This is a genomic window from Clostridium chrysemydis (genome assembly GCF_015234215.1).
Classification (GTDB): domain Bacteria; phylum Bacillota; class Clostridia; order Clostridiales; family Clostridiaceae; genus Clostridium; species Clostridium chrysemydis.
In genome coordinates this window covers 882413-904461 of record NZ_JADEKP010000001.1, presented here as the reverse complement: position 1 = coordinate 904461, position 22049 = coordinate 882413, and the positions used below count along the sequence as shown (strand labels likewise).

The following is a 22049-nucleotide window of genomic DNA, read 5'->3' as shown; positions in this document are numbered from 1 at the left end:
GATATGGAGTCAAAAGTTGAATTTATAAAAGAAACTACTAATTTTTTAACTACTTCCTCAACATTATATTTAATTAACATTTCAAGCTGTAAAGAAACAGAACATATTTTAAAAATCATTTTTAAGTTATTGTCAAAAGAATATGTAAATAAAAATATTAATATAACCATCCTTTCAGATGATATTACTAATTTCAACATTGCTTTTCCAAACATTAAAAACAATATAAAAGAAAACACTAAATACTCTGTACTTAACAATTCATTATCATTTAACATACTAAAAAAAGATTTATTTAAAAATAAACCCGCATTTGAAAACGATATTTTGATTGTTTTCCCATATGATTCTATTAAACCAAAACTCATAGGAAAGTATATTAAAAATTCATCACATTTAAACAAAATAATAATCATCGGAACAAATCTTACTGAAAACTCACTTCCTAATTTTTTACGCATTGGAAGTTCTATGTACTTTTCTTTTGTTAAATCTCATATATCATCATATTATAAATATTACAATTCAAGGCTTTCAGATATGAAATAAGCGCATCAGATTTTCTCTGATACGCTTTTATTTTAATGAATTTCATTTTTCTTTTCTCTAAGCATAAGTTCAGTAACAACTTCATCAGGTTTCTTATTATCAAAAAGAACTTCGTATAGCCCTTCTGTAATCGGCATGCTTACATTAATTTTTTTATTTAGCTCATTAAATGCTTTGCAGGCTTTTACTCCTTCAACAATCATTCCTACTTCATCAAGCGCTTCATCAAGTTTTTTACCTTTTCCAACTAAAATTCCCGCTCTTCTGTTTCTTGAATGCATCGATGTACATGTAACTATTAAATCCCCCATTCCTGTAAGACCATAGAATGTCTCGGCCTTACCTCCTAAGGCAACTCCTACTCTTGAGATTTCTTTCATCCCTCTAGTCATAAGCGCTGCTTTAGAGTTATCTCCATAACCAACACCATCTGCAACACCTGCAGCTAGTGCAATTATATTTTTAACGGCTCCACCTATTTCTACACCAATAATATCATCATTTGTGTATATTCTAAGGCTTGGGGTCATAAATAGCTCTTGAACTGTCTCTGCGTGTTTCATTTCTGTTGATGTAGATACTAATGTAGTTGGAATCTCAATTGCAACCTCTTCAGCGTGGCTTGGTCCTGACAGTATTACTACGGGATTTTCCACCTCTTCTGATATTACCTCTGATAATCTTTTGTTAGATCCAGCTTCAATTCCTTTAGCTATTGATATTACTATTGCTTTTTCATCAATTAAGTCTTTTATATTTTTCAAGACATCTCTAATTACATGAGATGGTATTGCTAAAACGACATATTGTGCATCTTTTAGTGCTTCTTTAGCGCTATTAAATGCCACCACATTTTTAGGAATTTCTATATCTTTCAAATATTTATCATTTTTATGATTGTTGTTTATATCATAACAAACTGACTTATCCCTATCAAATATCCTTACATCGTTATTTTTTTTACCTAATTGAATTGCAAGTGCTGTACCAAAACTACCTCCACCGATAAACGCTACTTTACTCATTTTTACATTTTCCTTTCTCTATACTCGATTTGTAACCCAGTACCTTCGAAATCAAAACTTTCTCTTATTTGGTTTTCTAAATATCTCTCATATGAGAAATGTCTAGCGTTAGAATCATTTACAAAGAAAATGAATTTTGGTGGTTTTGTAGCAACTTGTGACGCATAGTAAATTTTTAATCTCTTTAAACTTACAACAGGTGGCTCTTTCATTAAAACAGCTTTACTGATTACATCATTAAGTATACCTGTCGATATTCTCTTTGAATAGTTATCATAGCACATTCTAGCCATTTGTAATACTTTATGTACTCTTTGGCCACTTAACGCTGAAATAAATAAGTATGGTGCATATTTTAAGAATTTAAGTTTACTTTGCATGTCTTTTTTATAATTATCAAGAGTTTTATCGTCTTTTTCTATAAGATCCCATTTATTAACTACTACCATAATTGCTTTGTTTAATTCATGAGCGTATCCTATTATTTTTTCATCTTGTTCTGTTATTCCCTCTTGTGCATCAACCATTAATATACAAACATCAGCTCTTTCTACTGCTGTATAAGTTCTTATAACACTATATCTTTCAATTTCTTCTTTAACTTTACTTTTTCTTCTTATACCAGCAGTATCTACTAGTATAAATTTCCCTTCATCAGTTTCAAGATATGAGTCAATTGCATCTCTTGTTGTTCCTGGAACGTTAGAAACTATTACTCTATCTTCTCCTAATAATTTATTTATTAGTGATGATTTTCCTACGTTTGGTTTACCAATCATAGCTATTCTTATATATTCGTCTTCTTCCTCTTCACTTGCATGAGGATCAAAGTTTTCAACTATTCTATCTAGCATATCACCAAGACCTAATCCCTGTGAAGCTGATATTGTTACAGGTTCACCCATTCCTAGGTTATAAAATTCCCAAGCATAGTCTTCCTCTTTTAATGAATCAACTTTATTAACAACAAGAACAACAGGTTTTTTACTTTTTCTAAGCATTGTAGCAACTTCATTATCTGCTGCTGTTAAGCCTTCCTTACCATCAACAATAAAAACAATAACATCTGCAGTTTCTATTGCTATGTTTGCTTGTCTTCTCATTTGTTTAAGGATTATATCTCCTCTTTCAGGTTCAATCCCACCTGTGTCTATCATTGTAAAATTATGATTTAACCACTCAGCCTCAGCGTATACTCTATCTCTAGTTACTCCTGGAGTATCTTCAACAATAGATATTCTTTTTCCAGCTAATCTATTAAACAAAGTTGATTTACCAACATTTGGTCTACCAACCATTGCAACTATCGGTTTTGCCATTTTTTATTCCTCCTCGTTATATGAATTTAATAATTCTATAAAACCATCCCCACTATAATCACAAGGTATTACTTTAACACCTAACGCCTCTTCTATCATTGGAATTGTAACATCATCAAGCATTATATACTCTTCAGGTGCTAATTCATATCCTCTTCTAAACATGTTATCTGGCATAATTAAATATGGAGTTTTTATATTATTTTTTAAATGGTTTATAATATCAGTTCCAGTTAGAAGTCCCGAAACTGTTATAGTCTCACCAAAGTATTTATTAAGTACTTTTTCTACAGTGATTTTTATTTTTTTGTTTTTTGAAGTTATTGATGCCATTGCACTTTTAACTTCATTATAAGCTAAGTCTCCTGTAACTACAGTATACTCTCCTTTTTTACTTAAGTCTAACTCATCTAGTTGTGAACTTATACTTTCTCTAAAGTATCTAGTCACACCAACGCCATCTTCAATTTGAGAGTAGCCATTATAAAAATCTGCATCTGGGATTTCTTCATTTGCTACTAAATAAAATTCATCAGATAATCTTACAAATGGTTCTGATATTTCTTTGTAGAATTTATCTTGAAGTCTTTTTACTAAATCAATAGTTTCTTTTGATGTTTCTTTTGTGAAAGTTTTTACTTTATGTAAATTTTCTCTATATTTTGTAATTCCAATAGGAACTATAGCTACATTATTAACCTGTGGATATAATTTATACAAGTCATTTATAGTTTTTTCAAGTTCTTCTCCGTCATTCATTTCTGGTATACACACGATTTGGGCATGCATCATTATACCATTTTCTGCAAGTCTCTCCATTCTCTCATAAATTTGACCTGCAAACCTATTAGTTAACATCTTAACTCTTAAATCTGGATTTGTAGTATGAACTGAAATATTAATTGGACTTATATGATATTTTATTATTCTATCAATATCCTCTTCTTTCATATTTGTTAGTGTTACAAAATTACCTTGTAAAAATGAAAGTCTTGAATCATCATCTTTGAAATATAAAGTTTCTCTCATTCCTTTTGGCAACTGATCTATAAAACAAAAAACACATTTATTACTGCAACTTTTTGCTTTATCCATAATACCGCCGCCAAATTCTAAACCTAACTCTTCTCCGTAATCTTTCTCAATCTCAATATCCCATACTTCACCACTAGCCTTTTGAACTTGAAGAGTTATTTCTTCATCAGCTGCTAAAAATCTATAATCTATTATATCATCTATTATAGTATCATTTATTGAAAGTAAAATATCTCCAACTTCGATTCCAACTTCTTCTGCAATACTTTCAGGAAGTACTTCTTTTATTATATTTTTCATGTCTCTCACTCCCTTTACAAAACTAGTGTTTCTTTGTTATATTACATTAATATACCTTGTTAGTCAAATATTTTAGACTGTTTTATATAAGCATTGAACTTATTTTTTAAATCATACTTTATCTAAGAAGAAAAAAAGATAGGCTACCCTATCTTTTAATCATTTAAATCTACATATTTCCCTTTTTTAGAAAATATTATCCATTCACAAATGTTTGTTACATAATCCCCAATTCGCTCTAGATGTTTACTTACAAATAGAAGTCTTGTTGCAGATTCAACTTCGTCTTCTTCTTTGATTTCAATAAGAAGTTTCTTAAATAGTCTTTTATGGATTTCATCTATTTCATCATCTAGATTACATATTTCATAGGCTTTATCTGCATCTCTATTTAAATAAGCTTCCATAGCTACATCAATCATATGGATGATTTTATCTTTCATATCCCATAACTCTTTGAAATCATTTGTACCTTTATAATTCTCTAAGAATCTAACTATTTTACAGATATCAACTGTGTGGTCTGCCATTCTTTCTAAGTCAGTAACTATTTTACTTGCTGTAAATACTCTCCTTAAATCTTTTGCTAACGGTTGTTCAGTTGCTATAAACTTTATACACTCTTCTTCAATTTCCTTTTGAAGTGAGTCTATTTCATCATCTTTTTTTATAGCAATCTTTGCTAAAGCTATATCCTTCTTCTCTAAAGAATCCATACTCATCTCTAATTGCTCTTTTAAAAGAGTAGACATATTAGATAATTTTTCATTTATAAGATTAATTTTTTGTTTTTGAGTTATCCTTGTCATAACTTCACCTCGATTATCCAAATCTTCCTGTTATATAATCTTCTGTTCTCTTATCCTTAGGTTTATAAAAAATATCTTCTGTTTTACCATATTCTATAACTTCACCATTTAAGAAAAATGCTGTTTTATCTGCAATACGCCCTGCTTGTTGCATATTATGAGTTACAATAATTACTGTGTATTGTTTTTTTAGTTCTCCTATAAGTTCTTCTACTTTCATTGTAGAGATAGGATCAAGCGCTGATGTAGGTTCATCCATAAGTATTATTTCTGGAGAAACAGCCAAAGTTCTCGCTATACATAACCTTTGTTGTTGACCTCCTGATAATCCAAGTGCTGATTTTTTAAGCCTATCTTTACACTCTTCCCAAAGAGCTGCTCCTTTTAAGCTTTTTTCTACAATTTGATCTAGTGTTTTTTTATCCTTAATCCCATGAATCCTAGGTCCATAAGCTACATTATCGTATATAGACATTGGAAATGGGTTTGGCTTTTGAAACACCATTCCAATTCTTTTCCTTAAAGCTATTTCATCATAATCTGCAAATATATTATGCCCCTCAAAACATACTTCTCCATCAATCTTAACTATAGGAATAAGATCATTCATCCTATTTATAGTTCTTAAAAAAGTTGACTTACCACAACCAGATGGACCTATTAAAGCCGTAACTTCATTTTTATCAAATTTTAAATTAATATCTTTTAACGCTCTATTTGTACCGTAGTATAAGTTTAAATTTTTAGTTTCAATAATACTCATAAGTTCCTCCTAATGTCCACCATATGACTTTAACATTCTATTTCCTATATATTTTGCTATTATATTAAATAATAAAACCATTATAACAAGCACCGCTGCTGTCCCATTTGCAATTGCTGCTGCATCTGGTACCACGCCTTCTGAATTTAACTTCCAGATATGAACTGCTAATGTTTCAGCAGGCCTAAATAATGAAAATGCTGATGTTTCACCTGTTAAACTTAAATTACCAAAGTTTAAATTGCCTGAACTTAATCCTGCTGTATATAATAAAGCTGCGGCTTCTCCAAAAATTCTACCAGCTGATAATATAACACCAGTTAAAATTTCATTCATAGCTGTTGGAAGTGTAACTTTAACAATCGTCTGCCATTTACTAGCACCTAGTCCTAAAGACGCTTCCTTTACTTTTACACTTGCAGACCTAATAGCATTTTCAGCTATTCTTGTCATTGCAGGAATATTTAATATGCTGACAGATAATGCTCCAGCTAAAATAGAATAACCAAATCCAGCCATATTTACAAATACTAATAGTCCAAACATCCCAATAACAATTGAAGGAAGTGAAGACATAGTTTCTAAAGATAATCTAATAATTCTTAAAAGTACACCTTCTTTAGCATATTCTGCAAGGTATATACCTGCACCAATCCCTATAGGTACTGTAATTAATAGAGAAATAACTAATAAATATAGTGAATTGAAAATTTGTGGCCCTATTCCTCCACCTGCACTTATCATTTTAGGATTACTAAAAATAAATTTAGGTGATATCATTCCTATTCCTTTATAGAATATAAATCCTAAAAAAAGTGCTAGTAGAAGAACAACAAATCCACTTATTATATAAAATATAGCTGTTGCTATTTTATCAATTTTCTTAGCGTTCACTTTAGTTACCTCCTTTATCAATTCTTCTTATTATCAGTATAAATACAAATGACATAAGAAGTAGTATTAGTGCCATAGTCCATAAAGCATCATTCCAAGCAGTTCCTGTAACAGTGTTTGCCATATCCATAGTCAGGATACTTGTTAATGTTGCTGCTGATGAAGTTAAGCTATCTGGTATTTTAATTGCATTTCCTATAACCATTTGTACTGCTAATGCTTCTCCAAAAGCACGTGCAAGACCTAAAACGACTCCTGTTAGTATCCCACTTTTAGCACCTGGTGTTACTACATTTTTAATTGTTTGCCACCTTGTTGCCCCTAATCCATATGACGCTTCAATATGTTCATTTGGTATTCCTTTTATAGCATCTATAGAAAGTGTTGCTATTGTAGGTAATATCATAATTGATAAAACTAATATACCAGCAAGTAGTGAAAATCCTATACCACCGAAACTATCTTTAATAAGAGGAACTAGAACTGAAACCCCAACCCAACCATAAACTACAGATGGAATTCCAACTAGTACTTCAAGCGTTGGTTTAATAAATCTTTCCCCTAATTTCTTTGAAATTAAATTTACAAAGATACCAAGAGCTATTGCTATAGGTGCTGCAATTAAAACTGCACCTAATGATACAAATATGGAACCTAATATGAAAGAAAGAGCTCCAAATGATTGTGGCGATCCTGACGGATTCCAGTTATTTGTAAATAAAAACTCTGCTATCCCGTAATTCCCTTTTGTAAATGTCTGAATTCCCTTAGATCCTATAAAGAATATTATTGCTAGCGTTATTACGATTATAAAGATTCCACATGCACTGCTTAATCCTTTTCCTATATAATCATTAATTAACCTTTCTTTGAAACTTCTTTTTTTCATATTACTCATTCCTTCTACTTATCTTCTTTTATTAAACTACCTTGTATCATTCCTAGACTTTCAATAGACTCTTTATTTTTATCGCTTCCTACAAAATCTATAAATTCTTTTGTTAAACCTTCTGCTTCACCTTTTGTATACATATGACCCCATGACCAAAAGTCGTACTTTCCATCTATTATATTTTGTGCTGTAGCTTCTATTTTGTCTATTGAAACTAAATCTAAGCTATTTTTAGCTTCTTCTGTATTCATATATGATAAAGCCACATAACTTACGGCTCCTTCATTTTGTTTCATAGCATTTAATACCGCTCCGTTACTATCTTGAGTTGCCCCTATAGAATCATTTTCTAATTCTTTTTTACCATCTAATACTTTTTCTGTGAAAGTAGCTCTTGTACCTGAAGATGCTGGTCTATGAATAACTAAAATTTCTTTATCTTTACCACCAACTTCTTTCCAGTTTTTTATTTCACCACTAAATATTTTTTGTATTTGTTCTTTAGTTAATGATGTAACTCCCGCTGCCTTATTAGCTACAACACCAAACCCTTGTGCGACTACCTTATGATCAACTAATTGACTTGCCTGCTCTTTTGATAATTTTTGATCTGCAAAAATATCTGAATTTCCTATATTAACAGTTCCTTCTAAGACTTGTGTTAACCCTGTCCCAGAACCTCCAGCTTGAGCGCTAACAATTGCATTAGAGTTTTCTTCTTTATATTTTTCAACTGACTGTTCCATTAATGGCAATAAAGCTGATGAACCACTTACTGTAATTGTTTCAGAACTTCCTTCACCTTTAGCTCCATCATTTCCACAGCCTACAAATATTCCTCCAATCATTGCTACTGATATTACCCCAACTATAAGTTTCAAACTTCTTTTTTTCATTAATTTCCCTCCAATTAATTTTTATTTATCTTACACTTATATAATATCTCCATAAAGTTAAGCAATTATTATGCGAATGTTAATTCCAAAATATTGTATGTTAAATAAAATTAACTTTGTTAAATTTATTTAACAAAAAAAACTCTAGAGTATAAACTCCAGAGTTTAATATTCTATATATATTTGATTTTAAAGGTAAAAGTTGAGCCTATACCATAATCTGAATCAACTTCTATTGTGCCGCCAAAAGATTTTATTATATGTTTAGTAATAGCAAGTCCAAGTCCTGTTCCGCCTCTTTTTCTAGCTTTGTCAACTCTATAAAATCTTTCAAAAATCCTAGGTAAATCTTCCTTAGGAATACCCATACCTTCATCTTTTACTTTTAAGATGTAATCTTTAGAATCTGTGTAACTTTTTATAAAGATATTAGTATCTTCTTCAGAGTACTTAATAGCATTCTCTATAAGATTAATTGCAACTTGTAAGAACTTATCTTCTCTGCCTAAAATACTATGTCTATTCCTGCTTTCAAAATGAATTTTTATATTTTTCTTATCACTTTGATCTTTTAAAATATTTATAGCATCTTCTATAATTTTATCTGGTAAGAATTCTTCTAGCTCTTCTATTTCACAATTTTCAAGATTTGAAAGAGTTAATATATCATCTATTAATCTTGTTAATCTTGTTGACTCTTTATCTATTATATCTAAAAATTTCTCTCTCGTTTCTTTATCTTCAACAAAACGTAGTGTTTCAGAAAAACCTTTAATTGATGTTAATGGTGTTTTTAATTCATGGGAAACATTCGCAACAAACTGCGTCCTCATATTTTCAAGTCTTTTCATTTCAGTTATATCTTGGATAGCTATAACATCACCAATTCTCTCATAGCCGTTTATCATAGCATCTTTTTTAATTTTTAATACTTTTTTATATGGTTTTTTTATTTTTATTTCTTTTTCTTCGTTATTGTCACTTAACATTATTTTATTTAAATTTTTATCATCTATATAATTTGAAATATTTTCACCAACAATATTCTTTTTTATGCCAAATATATCTTTAGCATAAGGATTCATAGTTATTATATTATTTTTTCTATCTAAAGCAATTACACCACTTTGCATACTTCTTAATATTGATTCTAACCTATTTTGCTTATCTAAAACTTCACGTATCTTACTTTGAAGCTGATCGGCCATATTATTAAATGTCTTCCCAAGAGACCCTAATTCATCATTTGAATTAATATGAACTCTTGTATTTAGATCTCCATTAGCTATTTTGAAAGTGACATTTTCTAAATTTTTTACAGGTTCAACTATTAGCCTAACTAATTTAAGGGCCAAAGCAATAGAAAGTAAAAATACTATTCCTAAAACAATCAAGTAATATTTCATATCTTCGTGAACTAAAAATTCCATTGTTTTAATTGGAACCCCACTTCTTAAAACCATGCCATTATCAAAAGATGTTGCACAGTATATCATATCTTGCTTTATTTCCGGATTATGTCTTTCTGAGTATCCTACGCCTTTAATCTTAGCATCATTTATTTCATTATCAGAAAAATCCCCTTTATCACCATATATAACTTTCCCACTTTTATCAATAAGAGTAAAAGAAATCTCAACATTATTTATCTTAAATGTTTTTAAATAGTCTTTTGTTAAGTTATTTGAATGAATAACAATATCATTATAATTTTTCAGTATACTTTTTGTATTTTTAATTTCTTGGATACTTACAAGGGCCATGAATGAAGAAGTAATTATAAGAAGTGCAAATAAAACTGTTATAACTACAGATGTTACAATCTTTTTTTTCATAACCTACCCGTTAAATCTATAGCCGACACCTCTAATTGTCTCTATAAATTTAGGCGCCTTATCATCCTCTTCAATTTTTTTTCTTAGATATCTTATATGGACATCTACAGTCCTTGTTTCTCCTATATACTCGTATCCCCATATTTTCTCAAGAAGTATCTCTCTATTTAAAATTTTACCTCTATTTTTAATAAGCATTTCAAGAAGTTCAAATTCCTTTAAAGTAGTATCTATTTTTTCTCCATTTATTAATACTTCGTATCTCTCAAAATCTATCTTTATTCTTCCTTTTTCATAAAAGTTTTCTTCTTTTACATCTACTACATTTGTTCTTCTAAGAACTGCCTTAACTCTTGCTAATAATTCTCTAATTGAAAAAGGTTTAGTCATATAATCATCCGCACCTAATTCTAGCCCTAAAATCTTATCCAGTTCTTCACCTTTTGCAGTTAACATTATAATTGAAGTATTTTTAAGATCCTTATCTTTTTTTATTTCCTTACATACATCAAGACCATCCATTCCAGGTAACATTATATCTAATAAAACCAGCTTAGGCCTTTTCTCTTTAACTAATTTTAGTGCATCAATACCATTTGAAGCACCAATAACATCGTAACCTGAATTTTCCAAATTAAATCTTAAAAGTTCTAAAATATTTTCTTCGTCATCTACTATTAAAATTCTATCTTTTGACATAACCATCCCCCTTATTTTAAAAATGCAAATGTAAATAATCTTCCATAAGATCCATTTGATTTTCTATAAGAATGCAATTTTACATCCTTACTACAATATGTACATTTGTTTATAGTTATAATATTTTCACTTAAAACACCTTTGCACTTTAAATCTGATAAAATACAATTTTGCATATTTAAATTTCTACCTTTAAATAATTTTAAAACATCTTCTTTTTTATTTATAAATTTTTCCTTTAATTCTTCTGAAATTTCATAACAGCAGTCCATTATATGTGGCCCAATATATGCCTTTGTTCTACTATGATTACATAAAAAATCCTCTTCCATAACTTCTAATACTTTTTTAGTAATAGAATTAAACGTTCCTTTCCAACCACTATGAATAGCTGCTATTGTAGACTTTTCTTCATTTATAAGTATTACTGGTACACAATCGGCTGTAAATGCTCCAACTACAACATTTCTTTTATTTGTAACTATAGCATCCCCCTCATTATCATTAAAATCTGCTTGCCCCTTATAAACTTTAACTATATCAGAATGAATCTGTTTTAAAAATAACACTTCACTTACATTAAATGTTTCTTTAATACTTTCAAGTTCCTTTAAGCCTTCTTCAGTATTTCTATTAAAACTTCTATTTTTCTCAGCTGTTGAAAAAACAACTTTACTTTCTAAATTATCAATCACTAAAAAATCTTCTATTTTTTCCATTATATCCTCCCATACCTATATAAATAATTTTAACATTTATAATTTATTCATGCTATTTTTAAATAAAGTTTTTACCTAAGTTTAACTTAATATACTTATCTACAACATAAAAGACATTTCACTATATGAAATGTCTTTTATGTACTATTCCTTCATTAATCTATTAATTTCTTCCATGAAAGTATTAATATCTTTAAATTGCCTATAAACTGAAGCAAATCTAACATAAGAAACTTCATCTATTTCCTTTAGTCTATCCATAATCATCTCACCAATAGTTTGAGATGGCACCTCTGCAATCATTTGATTAGAAATAGCTTTTTCAATATCGTTTGCGATATTTTCAATTTGACCTCTAGACACTGGTCTTTTTTGACATGCAATAATTAATCCATTAATAATTTTCTCTTTATTAAAATTTTCTCTAGTCATATCTTTTTTTATCACTAATATTGGTATATCTTCAATTTTTTCATATGTAGTATACCTCTTAGAACATTTTAGACATTCTCTTCTTCTTCTGATTGTTGTGTTATCATCTGTTGATCTTGAATCTACAACTTTACTTTCATTAAAAGAACAAAAAGGGCACTTCATAATTTCCCATCCTTTCTGCATATAAATTCCTAATCTATACAGTTATTATACATATTTTTCTTACTCTTGACTAGATGTTATCAGTATATATTCCTATCTGTTTCATTAAAATTATATTCATCTAAAGAAACTAAGATAACATCATCTCCTATTTTCTTAACTTTTTCCCATGGAATTTCTATTTCCTCTGATTTATTAAACCATCCCTTGCTCTCTCCAGGTAATACAAGAGATAAAACTTTGTCATTCTCACAATCGATTTTTATATCGATAATAAACCCAATTTTCCTTCCATTATTAATATCTATTATCTCCATATTTTTCATTGAGTTAATTGAATGTAAATTTTCTTCCATACTAATCCTCCTTTAAATTTTGTCCTTATATTATATTAATTAGCATAAAAAAAAAGAACTCAAATGAGTTCTTTTAAACATGCTTTTTCATATGCTTTAAAGCAGTTTTTTCTAATCTTGATACCTGTGCTTGCGAAATTCCAATTTCATCAGCAACTTCCATTTGGGTTCTACCCCTAAAAAATCTTAAGTTTAAAATAAGCTTTTCTCTATCACTTAATTTTTTCATAGCTTCTTTTATAGATATATTTTCAAGCCACGATTCATCAGTGTTTTTTGAATCACTTATTTGATCCATTACATAAATAGCATCCCCACCGTCGTGGTATATGGGTTCAAATAGAGAAACCGGATCTTGAATTGCATCTAATGCAAAAACAACCTCTTCTCTAGGTATCTCTAATTCTTTTGCTATTTGTGAAATATTTGGTTCTTTGTTATTATCTTTTATTAATTTATCTCTAACTAATAATGCCTTATATGCTATATCTCTTAATGATCTACTTACTCTTATAGAATTATTATCTCTTAAATATCTTCTTATTTCACCAATTATCATAGGAACTGCATATGTTGAAAATTTAACATTTTGAGATAAATCAAAATTATCAATAGATTTCATAAGTCCTATGCACCCAACTTGAAATAAATCATCAACATTTTCTCCTCTATTATTGAATCTTTGTATAACACTTAAAACCAATCTTAAGTTACCGTTTATAAAGGTTTCTCTAGCGCCTGTATCACCATCTTTAATACGTTTTAATAACTCTCGCTTTTCCTTTTCCTTTAATATTGGAAGTTTCGCTGTATTTACTCCGCAAATTTCTACTTTATTAATAATCACATTAGTTCACTCCTTCGGAAGTACTTTCACCATACTAAGAAGTATTTCCGTTAGATTAAACTTTTATACTTAAGACAATCTATACCATTTTACTAATTTCTTTTTTTAATCTATTTATAATCTTTTTTTCTAATCTTGAAATATATGATTGAGAAATTCCAAGCATATCTGCTACTTCTTTTTGTGTTTTTTCGTTAGTACCATTTAATCCAAATCTAAGTTTAACTATTTCTTTTTCTCTCTCATTTAAGTTTTTAAGTGCAATAAAGAGAAGTTGTTTGTCTACTTCATCTTCAATCATATTATATACAGTATCGTTTTCCGTACCTAAGATATCTGACAGCAACAACTCATTCCCATCCCAGTCTATATTTAAAGGTTCATAAAAAGATATTTCCGCTTTAATTTTACTATTTTTTCTAAGATACATTAGTATTTCATTTTCAATACACCTTGATGCATATGTTGCTAATTTAATCTTTTTTTCCGGATTAAATGTATTAACTGATTTTATTAATCCTATAGTACCAACTGAAATTAAATCTTCAACATAAACTCCTGTATTTTCAAATTTCCTTGCAATATATACTACTAACCTTAAATTTCTTTCAATTAAAGTTGCTCTAACTTCTTCATCTCCCTTTCTAAGTTTTTCCATCAATTCTTCTTCTTCATCTTTTGTTAAAGGTGGTGGAAGTGCGTCACTGCCACCAACATAGTGCAAATTCTTTTTAAATAATCCTAACTTTACTAATAATTTATTTAATAAAACGTCTAATCTAATCATAAATCCTCCTATAGAACTCCTCTTGATAAGAGTGCATTAAATTCATTTTCTTTACTTAACTTTTCATCACACAAACAAACTATTCCTTCGAATTCCTTAAGCATGTCCCCTTTCTTAATTTGCATTGATTTGACTTTTATTCCTTTAAGATAACCTTCACATCCGATTGCCTTGTAAGGTATTTTATAAAATACCTCGTTTCCTGATTCATTGTATTTAAAACTATTTTTTTCAATTATAACGCAAGGTAAATTTGTTATAGGCTCTCTCAGTTCATTTCCAGTGTCTAGAAAACTTTTTATTTTAATTTCCGACTCTCCAATGTTAATCTTTAAATCGAAAATAAAACTATCCATAATATTTTTTTCTTTTATGAGAGTTATAATTCTATCTAAAGTTAAATAAATTATTATTATTGATAAAATTAGATATTTAACTTTAAAATCACTTAAATATATCCCATCTAAAGTAGTGTACTTCCCAGATTCCATCATAAATTTAAAACATATACCACTTAATATAAAAGATACTCCTAAAAAAGTTATTACAGATTTTATTATTTTGGTAAATACTTTATTTTTAATTGGAATATAACACATAATAATTGCAACACATAATTGAATCAGAAAGATACTAAATATTTTCAAACTATCAAAAATCATTGTTAAACTATAAAGTGCTCCTAAAAAAGAGATTACAACTGAATTTCTAAAGCTATATTCTATCCTTAATATCTTATAAGTTATTGTTAAAAGGAAAAGATTAACTATAGAATTTTCCAATATTAATACATCAATATAAATATCCATATTACCTCCTTTCACGATAAATTATATATCTTAAGGTTTCAAAAGTTTGTCACAAAATAAATCAAATGATTAATTTTTTTCACTAATGTTTTTACATAAAAATTTACTTTAGTTCAAACATATATATTTTTTTACAAATTGAATTATCTATTTTTGAGTAACGGTGATAAATAATATATTTTTATGAAATAAAAAAAAGACCTGAAACAGGTCTTTTTTTTAATGTTTTTCTAAAGGAACATGAGTCTGGTTTTGAGGCAGATTTTCCTTTTTACTTATTGTATTGTTTGGAATTGATTTAAATGAAATAGCTCTACTTGAACTAAATTTAGGAACATCATATAAAAACTCATTCCCTGATTTGTATAAGTTAGATAACTCAGACATTTGACTTCCTATACTTTGCGCATACCAAGGTGATGTAGCATATTGATGCCAAACATTTGCAGTATCTTGCATATATCTCATTTTATATAATGTATTTTGTTCATACTTAGAACTATTTACATAATTTAAAGAAACAAATTCTGCAGCTCCGTCTATAGCTTTTTCTATACTAGTCCATCCCTTATTATATGCATAAGTAGTTCCCATAATCAAAGCTCTGTTTGGGAAAACATCACTATTATCATATGCTCCTATACCAAACAAATTATATACTGTTGTAGGTTTGCTTAATTTAATCATTTCATAACCTATAAGTTGTCCTTTCGAATTATATATAGGCTTGTCTGGGTTTGCAATTTCGCTTATTTGAACTCCTTTTGCAAGCTTACTCTTACCATATCCTGTTTCGTGTATTGATTGAGCCACGAAATAAATGGGATCAATATTATGATTTTTAGCTGCACTTCTAAATGCTGATGCAGTTCCTTTTAAAACTCCAGCATCTTTTGAAGAAAGATATGAATTTAATCCAGTAACATTTATATCTCTAAATCTATCAATTCTTAAGAATTGATATCTATTAGTGGCTCTTTCCGGATTTATATATTGTTCAAAATAACTATAACTATAACTTGGAACTCTACTTTGTTGAAGTTTAATATAGTCATCTAGACTCATACTGTAGTTTGTATGCACAACAGGACCATTGAAATCTACATTTACATTACCATTACCATCTGATGAAGTTCCACCATCAGTTCCATCTGATAATTTAATATATTCCTTTGATGCATAACCATCTTTTATGCTATTAGTCTGAATTCTATAAAATCCATTCTTTTCGCCTTTAATTGTAACTTTATCACCATTTCTTAATTGACCAACTACATCAGATGTAGTACTAGCATCTTTTCTTACATTTAAAGAACTGCTTACATTTACTATTCCTGTTTTATCCTCATTTCCTGGTTTTTCATCAGGTTTACTTGTGTTGCCATCGTCACTATCTATAATTTTTACATATTCTTGATTAACGTAACCTGTAACACTTCCTTTTTTAATTTTATACCAATCTCCTGATTTACCAGTAATATCAAATGTATCACCTGCATGTAAAACGCCAACAACACTATGATTTGTAGAAGCTCCACTTCTTATATTTAATGAAGAAGTAACATTAACAACTTTTCCTTTTTTTGCTGTTACCTCAGGTTTATCATCAGGTTTTTCGCTTGGTTTATCAGCTTCAGGGGTATATTTAACAAAATCTTGAGAAACATATCCTGTCATATTTCCTTTTTTTATTTTATACCAACTTCCTGATTTACCTAAAACGTCAAAGCTATCACCATTATGTAGCGTTCCTACTACGCTATGGCTCGTAGAAGCTCCACTTCTTACATTTAATGAAGAAGTAATATTTATTACTTTTCCCGTTCCTTTTATTTCTGTCGGTTTTTCATCTGGCTTTTCATTTGGTTTCTCAGTTTCAGGTGTAAACTTAACATAATCTTGTGAAATATAACCTGTTAAACTTCCTTTTTTTATCTTATACCAACTTCCAGTTTTACCTATAACATCAAAGCTATCACCATTATGTAGTGTCCCTACTACACCATGATTAGTTCCAGCACCGCTTCTTACATTTAATGAAGAAGTAATATTTATTACTTTTCCTGTGCCTTTTATTTCTGTTGGCTTTTCATCAGGTTTTTGTTCAGGCTTATTGTTTGAATTATCATTATTTAATATTTTAATGTAATCTGATGATGTGAAACCTTCAAGATTACCTTTTTTTATTTTATACCAATTGCCTGTTTTTTCTAGCACTTCAACCTTATCTCCATTATAAATGTATCCTTTAATTGAAGATGAAGTATTAGCTTTACTTCTAACTCTTAATGCTGTTTCAACGTTAACTACCTGACCTTGTCCTTTTACAGTTGCTGGCTTGTTCTCATTACTTGTATTATTATTATTATTATTATTATTATTATTATTATTATTTCCATTACCAGAAATAACCTTTACATAATCTTTATGAACAAACCCTTCTTTACCTTCTGCTTTAATTTTATACCAATCCCCTGATTTACCTAAAATATCAAACTCTTGGCCATTTTTCAAGTATGCAACTGTGCTATGACTAGTGCCAGCACCACTTCTCATTCTAAGTGAAGAAGTTATATTAATAACTTTACCTTTTGATTTACTCTGTGAATCATTTTGATTTGCATTTCCATTTGTTAGCTTTACAAAATCTTCACTTATATACCCAGTTTTATTCTCAAAATCGATTTTATACCATGAGCCTGACTTTCCTTTTATAGAGATAGTTTGCCCGTTTTTCAAGTAACCAATAGTGCTATGATTAGTTCCAGCACCACTTCTAACTCTTAAATAAGTAGTTACATTGACAACTTGTCCTTTATTAGAACTTCTAGAATTATCATCCATAGAGCTACTATCAGGCTTTGCATTTGCTGCATATGCGTTTTCTTTTGCTAAAAGAGGACTTGCACTTGCAGACGCGATTAAAATAAGTGCCATTAACTTCTTTTTATTCATACCCATTCTCCTATTTCTAAATAATAATACAATATAATTTTAACATAATAATTAATCTAATAAAATATTTATCTAATAATTGAAGTTTATTTTAGAGTAAAGAGCTATATTTCCCAATATTTTTTACAATAAATAAATTTATATTCAAATATATAAACATGAAATAATTATATATTAATATAATTTGGAGAAAATTATCAAAATAAAAATAAAAAAAAGTGGTAAAAACCACTTTTTTTTACTTTTATCTCAATTTAATTTTTTCTTCTTCTTAAGAATGTTGGAATTGATAAATCCTCATCATTATATGAAGATTTTTCTTCATTTTCAGTTGTAGTTGTTGCTACTTCTTCAACTACTTCCTCTACAACATTTTCAACTACTTTTTTAGTTTCAACAGGCTTTTTAATAACCACCTGAGGTTTGTCTTGTAAAATCATATCTTCTTCAAACCCTGTTGCAATTACAGTGATTCTTATTTCATCATTTAAGTTCTCATCAATTACAGCACCAAAAATTATATTTGCATCTGCATCTACTGATTCTCTTACTACATCAGCTGCTTCATAAACTTCTAATGCTCCAAGGTCTGCACCACCGGTAAAGTTTAATATAACTCCTGTAGCTCCTTCAATAGATGTTTCTAATAATGGTGAAGAAATAGCTTCTCTTACAGCATCAGCCGCTCTATTATCTCCTGTACCGTGACCAACACCCATATGTGCTAATCCTTTATCTAACATAACAGCTTTTATGTCAGCAAAGTCTGCATTAACAACACCTGGTATAGTAATAAGGTCTGATATAGCTTGTACACCTTGTCTTAATACATCATCTGCTAATTTAAATGAATCTAAAAGTGTTGTCTTTTTATCTGCCATTAATAATAATCTTTCGTTTGGTATTATTACTAATGTGTCAACAGCTGCTTTAAGATTTGCTATACCCATTTCGGCATGTCTCATTCTTCTTTTTCCTTCAAATGGGAAAGGTTTTGTAACTACTCCGACAGTAAGAATATCTAATGATTTTGCAATTTCTGCAACTACTGGTGCAGAACCTGTTCCTGTTCCTCCACCCATTCCAGCTGTTATAAAGACCATATTTGCGCCTTTAATAGCCGCTGTAATCTCTTCTCTACTCTCTTCTGCAGCCTTTTGACCTATTTCAGGATTTGCTCCAGCGCCAAGTCCTTTAGTAAGCTTTTCTCCAATTTGAATTTTTTGATTGGCATGTGAAAGCATTAAAGCTTGCTTATCAGTATTTATAGCAATAAACTCAACGTTTTTTAATCCTTCTACTATCATTCGGTTTACTGCATTGCTTCCTGCTCCTCCACAACCGATTACTTTTATATTAGTTAATTCTTGCATATCAACTTCAAAATCTAACAAAATTACTCCTCCTTTAGAAAATATCCCCTAGAAAACTTCTTAATTTCCCAACAATACTCTTTTTACTTTCTTTCTCTTCTACTTCAATTACTACTTCTTTATTATCAATTACTTCTTCATTAGATTGATAATTTGATTCTATTTTTTTAAATTCCTCAATAACCTCTGAAGAATTTTTATATAATAATTCGACTTTATCGTGAATTTCTTTAACAATTGCTAAAGATGTTAAGTCGTTGAAATTATCCATACCAAAATCATCTTTTGTTATGATTTGAGCATTTGTTCCAATAATTTCTCTAACTAACACTTGGGCTTTATCAAAATTAGTTAAAGATTCTCCATATAAAATTATACTACAACTTTCCGTAAAATGACTAGCCTTTTTTAACTCATTTTTAACATATTTAAGAATTTCTTCAATTCTTGCGTTACAAACTTTGTAAAATAATTCCTTATGTATTGATCCACTATTAACCTTTAATTCTTTTTCTTCATTTTTGCAAACTTCAAACTGAGAAAGATTTTTGCTATTTTGGCATTTTAATTCTTCTGCATCTTCTTTTTTTAGGTTTGCACAAATAGAAATATCACTAGTGATATCATCTCCACCTAGAGGAATATCTATAACGCTTGTAACTTTACCATTTTGGAATTTTACTACTTCAGTAAGAGCTGCACCCATTCCAATTATGAATTTTGTGCCTCTTCTGTTCCCATTTAAAAATATGTTTTTTAATGAAGGTCCATTAACTATAAAGTCTTCTATATAATACTTTGTATCTTCACAAAGATATTTGTAATTCTCTATAACTTTTCTATCCATAATAGAAATAGTTATGTTAACTTCAAGTTTATAGCACTGTAATCCTTCTGGAATATTATAAGTTATTTTATCATCTACTTTGTAATAATTTATAATTATATCACAAATACGTTCATGTTTTTCAATGTTAATATTCCTTTTACATTTTTTTATTACATCTATTATGTTATCTTTTGATATAATTCCTTCAACATTGATATTGTTACTTACTTCTTCAAATCTATAATTATTTGCAGAAATACCAACATAAACACTACTTATATCAACATGATTTTCTTCCTCTAGTTTTTTTAGTGCATTTAAAAACTGTACTTTACACTTTTCTTTATCGATTAATTTGCCTCTTTCGATTCCAGCAGATTCAACACAAGAACTTCCTATTATCTCAACTTCTTCTCCATTTTTGTATTCTCCACAAGATGCTGAAATATTTTTTGTTCCTATATCAACTGCTGTAATTAAGAATTCTTGCATTTAAAGTCTTCCCTCCTCTGTCAGTGTAGTCTCTATTTTATGTATTCAACATATTTCTTCAAAATCCTTTTATTTTTCTTATGATAATAAAAAAAACACACAAATAATATTATATCACTTGTGTGCTTTAAGTAAACTACATCATCATAAGTCTTTTTAGAATTTCTTTATCTACTGCATAGCTAGCAGCTATATCAGATGTAATAACACCATTTCTATAAAGTTCAGCTAAAGACATATCCATAGTTTTCATTCCATATTTACTACCTGTTTGTATAGCAGATTCTATCTGATGAGTCTTTCCCTCTCTTATTTGGTTTTGAATTCCAGGCGTAATTACCATAGTTTCAAGTGCAGCAGCTCTTCCTTTTCCATCAGCCGTAGGTACTAGTTGTTGAGATATTATCCCTTGAAGTACAGATGCTAATTGAACTTTTATTTGTTGCTGTTGGTGAGGTGGAAATACGTCTATTATTCTATCTATTGTTTTTGCAGCTCCAATTGTATGAAGTGTTGAAAATACAAGATGCCCCGTTTCAGCAGCAGTTATAGCTATAGAAATAGTTTCTAAGTCTCTCATCTCTCCAACAAGTATTACATCTGGATCTTCTCTTAAGATTGCTCTTAATGCATTTGCATAACTTTTACTATCTTTACCAATCTCTCTTTGATTAATAATACAATTTTTATGCTTATGTAAATATTCAATAGGATCTTCTAAAGTAATTATATGAGCATTTCTTGTTGTATTAATTTCATTTATCATAGCCGCTAAAGTTGTACTTTTACCACTCCCTGTAGGTCCCGTAACTAGAACTAAACCTCTTTGTTTAGTAACTAATTCCTTTACTATATTTGGGTGTTTTAGCTGATCTAAAGTTGGAACTTTTAATGATATAACTCTAAGTGCTATAGCATCACTATTTCTTTGTTTAAAAACATTTACCCTAAATCTTCCTACACCTTTTTTTGAGTATGATGTATCTGCTTCTCCAATTTGATTGTATTCTTCAAATTTTTTCCCAAGTATATCTTCAGCAAATCCTTCTATAATAGGTTGAGTTAATTTCTCATCACCTAAAGGCATCAATTTACCGTTTAGTCTTACTGTAGGCGGAATTCCAACTGTTAAATGCAAATCCGAAGCCCCTAATTCAACAGTTTTAGCTAATAATTCGTCTAAAATATACATTTTCTAACCTCCATCAATCTTTCGTCCATTTTTAATAACCTACATACAAAATATTCTAGTTTTTTTACTAAATTCCT

At 29.2% G+C, this 22049-nt stretch carries 21 protein-coding genes; 1 reads left to right on the top strand and 20 read right to left on the bottom strand.

The features are described from left to right. The first annotated feature begins 3 nt into the window (after positions 1–3). Entirely contained in the window at positions 4–549 is a 546-nt protein-coding gene (locus INR60_RS04460; RefSeq protein WP_194190274.1) for a hypothetical protein, read from the top strand. A 32-nt stretch (positions 550–581) separates the two neighbouring features. Here INR60_RS04460 and INR60_RS04455 read toward each other — a convergent pair whose 3' ends face one another. The 20 genes from INR60_RS04455 to INR60_RS04360 all read right to left on the bottom strand — a co-directional run bounded on the left by INR60_RS04455 (position 582) and on the right by INR60_RS04360 (position 21972). Then, positions 582–1574 (bottom strand): NAD(P)H-dependent glycerol-3-phosphate dehydrogenase, encoded by a 993-nt coding sequence (locus INR60_RS04455; RefSeq protein ID WP_194190273.1) that lies wholly within the window; start codon positions 1572–1574, stop codon positions 582–584. A gap of 2 nt (positions 1575–1576) precedes the next feature. Continuing rightward, a complete protein-coding gene (der, locus tag INR60_RS04450; RefSeq protein WP_194190272.1) occupies positions 1577–2893 on the bottom strand; it encodes a ribosome biogenesis GTPase Der in 1317 nt (438 codons plus the stop codon). A 3-nt stretch (positions 2894–2896) separates the two neighbouring features. Then, complete coding sequence (locus tag INR60_RS04445; RefSeq protein WP_194190271.1) at positions 2897–4228, bottom strand: DUF512 domain-containing protein; 1332 nt, start codon at positions 4226–4228, stop codon at positions 2897–2899. Positions 4229–4383: 155 nt separating this feature from the next. Further along, on the bottom strand, positions 4384–5037 hold the full coding sequence (gene phoU, locus INR60_RS04440; protein WP_194190270.1) for a phosphate signaling complex protein PhoU: 654 nt from the start codon (positions 5035–5037) through the stop codon (positions 4384–4386). 13 nt (positions 5038–5050) lie between these two features. Further along, positions 5051–5800, bottom strand: coding sequence for a phosphate ABC transporter ATP-binding protein PstB (pstB, locus tag INR60_RS04435; RefSeq protein ID WP_194190269.1), 750 nt, complete (start codon positions 5798–5800; stop codon positions 5051–5053). A 9-nt stretch (positions 5801–5809) separates the two neighbouring features. Beyond that, a complete protein-coding gene (pstA, locus tag INR60_RS04430; protein ID WP_194190268.1) occupies positions 5810–6694 on the bottom strand; it encodes a phosphate ABC transporter permease PstA in 885 nt (294 codons plus the stop codon). Between the two features lies 1 nt (position 6695). Continuing rightward, positions 6696–7583, bottom strand: coding sequence for a phosphate ABC transporter permease subunit PstC (gene pstC / locus INR60_RS04425; RefSeq protein ID WP_194190267.1), 888 nt, complete (start codon positions 7581–7583; stop codon positions 6696–6698). A 14-nt stretch (positions 7584–7597) separates the two neighbouring features. Then, the gene (locus INR60_RS04420) at positions 7598–8482 is read right to left on the bottom strand and encodes a phosphate ABC transporter substrate-binding protein (protein ID WP_194190266.1); all 885 of its coding nucleotides are present in this window, start codon (positions 8480–8482) and stop codon (positions 7598–7600) included. 173 nt (positions 8483–8655) lie between these two features. After that, a complete protein-coding gene (locus tag INR60_RS04415; RefSeq protein ID WP_194190265.1) occupies positions 8656–10317 on the bottom strand; it encodes a HAMP domain-containing sensor histidine kinase in 1662 nt (553 codons plus the stop codon). A 3-nt stretch (positions 10318–10320) separates the two neighbouring features. Then, entirely contained in the window at positions 10321–11016 is a 696-nt protein-coding gene (locus INR60_RS04410) for a response regulator transcription factor (RefSeq protein WP_194190264.1), read from the bottom strand. Positions 11017–11027: 11 nt separating this feature from the next. Then, positions 11028–11735: a purine nucleoside phosphorylase YfiH/LACC1 family protein gene (locus INR60_RS04405; RefSeq protein ID WP_194190263.1), complete on the bottom strand. Its 708-nt coding sequence runs from the start codon at positions 11733–11735 to the stop codon at positions 11028–11030. Positions 11736–11879: 144 nt separating this feature from the next. Further along, positions 11880–12332 carry a transcriptional regulator NrdR gene (gene nrdR / locus INR60_RS04400; RefSeq protein WP_194190262.1) on the bottom strand — a complete coding sequence of 151 codons (453 nt, stop codon included), beginning with the start codon at positions 12330–12332 and terminating at the stop codon, positions 11880–11882. 80 nt (positions 12333–12412) lie between these two features. Next, positions 12413–12688: a YlmC/YmxH family sporulation protein gene (locus tag INR60_RS04395; protein WP_194190261.1), complete on the bottom strand. Its 276-nt coding sequence runs from the start codon at positions 12686–12688 to the stop codon at positions 12413–12415. A gap of 73 nt (positions 12689–12761) precedes the next feature. After that, positions 12762–13535, bottom strand: coding sequence for an RNA polymerase sporulation sigma factor SigG (gene sigG, locus INR60_RS04390; protein WP_194190260.1), 774 nt, complete (start codon positions 13533–13535; stop codon positions 12762–12764). A gap of 79 nt (positions 13536–13614) precedes the next feature. Further along, positions 13615–14322, bottom strand: coding sequence for an RNA polymerase sporulation sigma factor SigE (gene sigE / locus INR60_RS04385; protein WP_194190259.1), 708 nt, complete (start codon positions 14320–14322; stop codon positions 13615–13617). A gap of 8 nt (positions 14323–14330) precedes the next feature. After that, on the bottom strand, positions 14331–15131 hold the full coding sequence (locus tag INR60_RS04380) for a sigma-E processing peptidase SpoIIGA (RefSeq protein ID WP_194190258.1): 801 nt from the start codon (positions 15129–15131) through the stop codon (positions 14331–14333). 219 nt (positions 15132–15350) lie between these two features. Continuing rightward, positions 15351–18086: an SH3 domain-containing protein gene (locus INR60_RS04375; RefSeq protein ID WP_194190257.1), complete on the bottom strand. Its 2736-nt coding sequence runs from the start codon at positions 18084–18086 to the stop codon at positions 15351–15353. Positions 18087–18340: 254 nt separating this feature from the next. After that, positions 18341–19480, bottom strand: a complete 1140-nt coding sequence (ftsZ, locus tag INR60_RS04370; RefSeq protein WP_194190256.1) for a cell division protein FtsZ — start codon at positions 19478–19480, stop codon at positions 18341–18343. 13 nt (positions 19481–19493) lie between these two features. Next, positions 19494–20780, bottom strand: coding sequence for a cell division FtsA domain-containing protein (locus INR60_RS04365; RefSeq protein ID WP_194190255.1), 1287 nt, complete (start codon positions 20778–20780; stop codon positions 19494–19496). 136 nt (positions 20781–20916) lie between these two features. Beyond that, positions 20917–21972, bottom strand: a complete 1056-nt coding sequence (locus INR60_RS04360) for a type IV pilus twitching motility protein PilT (protein ID WP_194190254.1) — start codon at positions 21970–21972, stop codon at positions 20917–20919. Between the last annotated feature and the right edge of the window lie 77 nt (positions 21973–22049).

Excerpts from the sequence above, each read along its gene's own strand:
- INR60_RS04395 (WP_194190261.1), bottom strand. The coding sequence starts at position 12,688 with ATGGAAGAAAATTTACATTCAATTAACTCAATGAAAAATATGGAGATA.
- INR60_RS04375 (WP_194190257.1), bottom strand. The coding sequence starts at position 18,086 with ATGAATAAAAAGAAGTTAATGGCACTTATTTTAATCGCGTCTGCAAGT.
- INR60_RS04415 (WP_194190265.1), bottom strand. The coding sequence starts at position 10,317 with ATGAAAAAAAAGATTGTAACATCTGTAGTTATAACAGTTTTATTTGCA.
- phoU (WP_194190270.1), bottom strand. The coding sequence starts at position 5,037 with ATGACAAGGATAACTCAAAAACAAAAAATTAATCTTATAAATGAAAAA.
- INR60_RS04445 (WP_194190271.1), bottom strand. The coding sequence starts at position 4,228 with ATGAAAAATATAATAAAAGAAGTACTTCCTGAAAGTATTGCAGAAGAA.
- INR60_RS04410 (WP_194190264.1), bottom strand. The coding sequence starts at position 11,016 with ATGTCAAAAGATAGAATTTTAATAGTAGATGACGAAGAAAATATTTTA.
- INR60_RS04460 (WP_194190274.1), top strand. The coding sequence starts at position 4 with ATGGAGTCAAAAGTTGAATTTATAAAAGAAACTACTAATTTTTTAACT.
- nrdR (WP_194190262.1), bottom strand. The coding sequence starts at position 12,332 with ATGAAGTGCCCTTTTTGTTCTTTTAATGAAAGTAAAGTTGTAGATTCA.
- pstC (WP_194190267.1), bottom strand. The coding sequence starts at position 7,583 with ATGAAAAAAAGAAGTTTCAAAGAAAGGTTAATTAATGATTATATAGGA.
- INR60_RS04405 (WP_194190263.1), bottom strand. The coding sequence starts at position 11,735 with ATGGAAAAAATAGAAGATTTTTTAGTGATTGATAATTTAGAAAGTAAA.
- INR60_RS04380 (WP_194190258.1), bottom strand. The coding sequence starts at position 15,131 with ATGGATATTTATATTGATGTATTAATATTGGAAAATTCTATAGTTAAT.
- INR60_RS04455 (WP_194190273.1), bottom strand. The coding sequence starts at position 1,574 with ATGAGTAAAGTAGCGTTTATCGGTGGAGGTAGTTTTGGTACAGCACTT.
- pstB (WP_194190269.1), bottom strand. The coding sequence starts at position 5,800 with ATGAGTATTATTGAAACTAAAAATTTAAACTTATACTACGGTACAAAT.
- INR60_RS04365 (WP_194190255.1), bottom strand. The coding sequence starts at position 20,780 with ATGCAAGAATTCTTAATTACAGCAGTTGATATAGGAACAAAAAATATT.
- der (WP_194190272.1), bottom strand. The coding sequence starts at position 2,893 with ATGGCAAAACCGATAGTTGCAATGGTTGGTAGACCAAATGTTGGTAAA.
- INR60_RS04420 (WP_194190266.1), bottom strand. The coding sequence starts at position 8,482 with ATGAAAAAAAGAAGTTTGAAACTTATAGTTGGGGTAATATCAGTAGCA.
- sigE (WP_194190259.1), bottom strand. The coding sequence starts at position 14,322 with ATGATTAGATTAGACGTTTTATTAAATAAATTATTAGTAAAGTTAGGA.
- INR60_RS04360 (WP_194190254.1), bottom strand. The coding sequence starts at position 21,972 with ATGTATATTTTAGACGAATTATTAGCTAAAACTGTTGAATTAGGGGCT.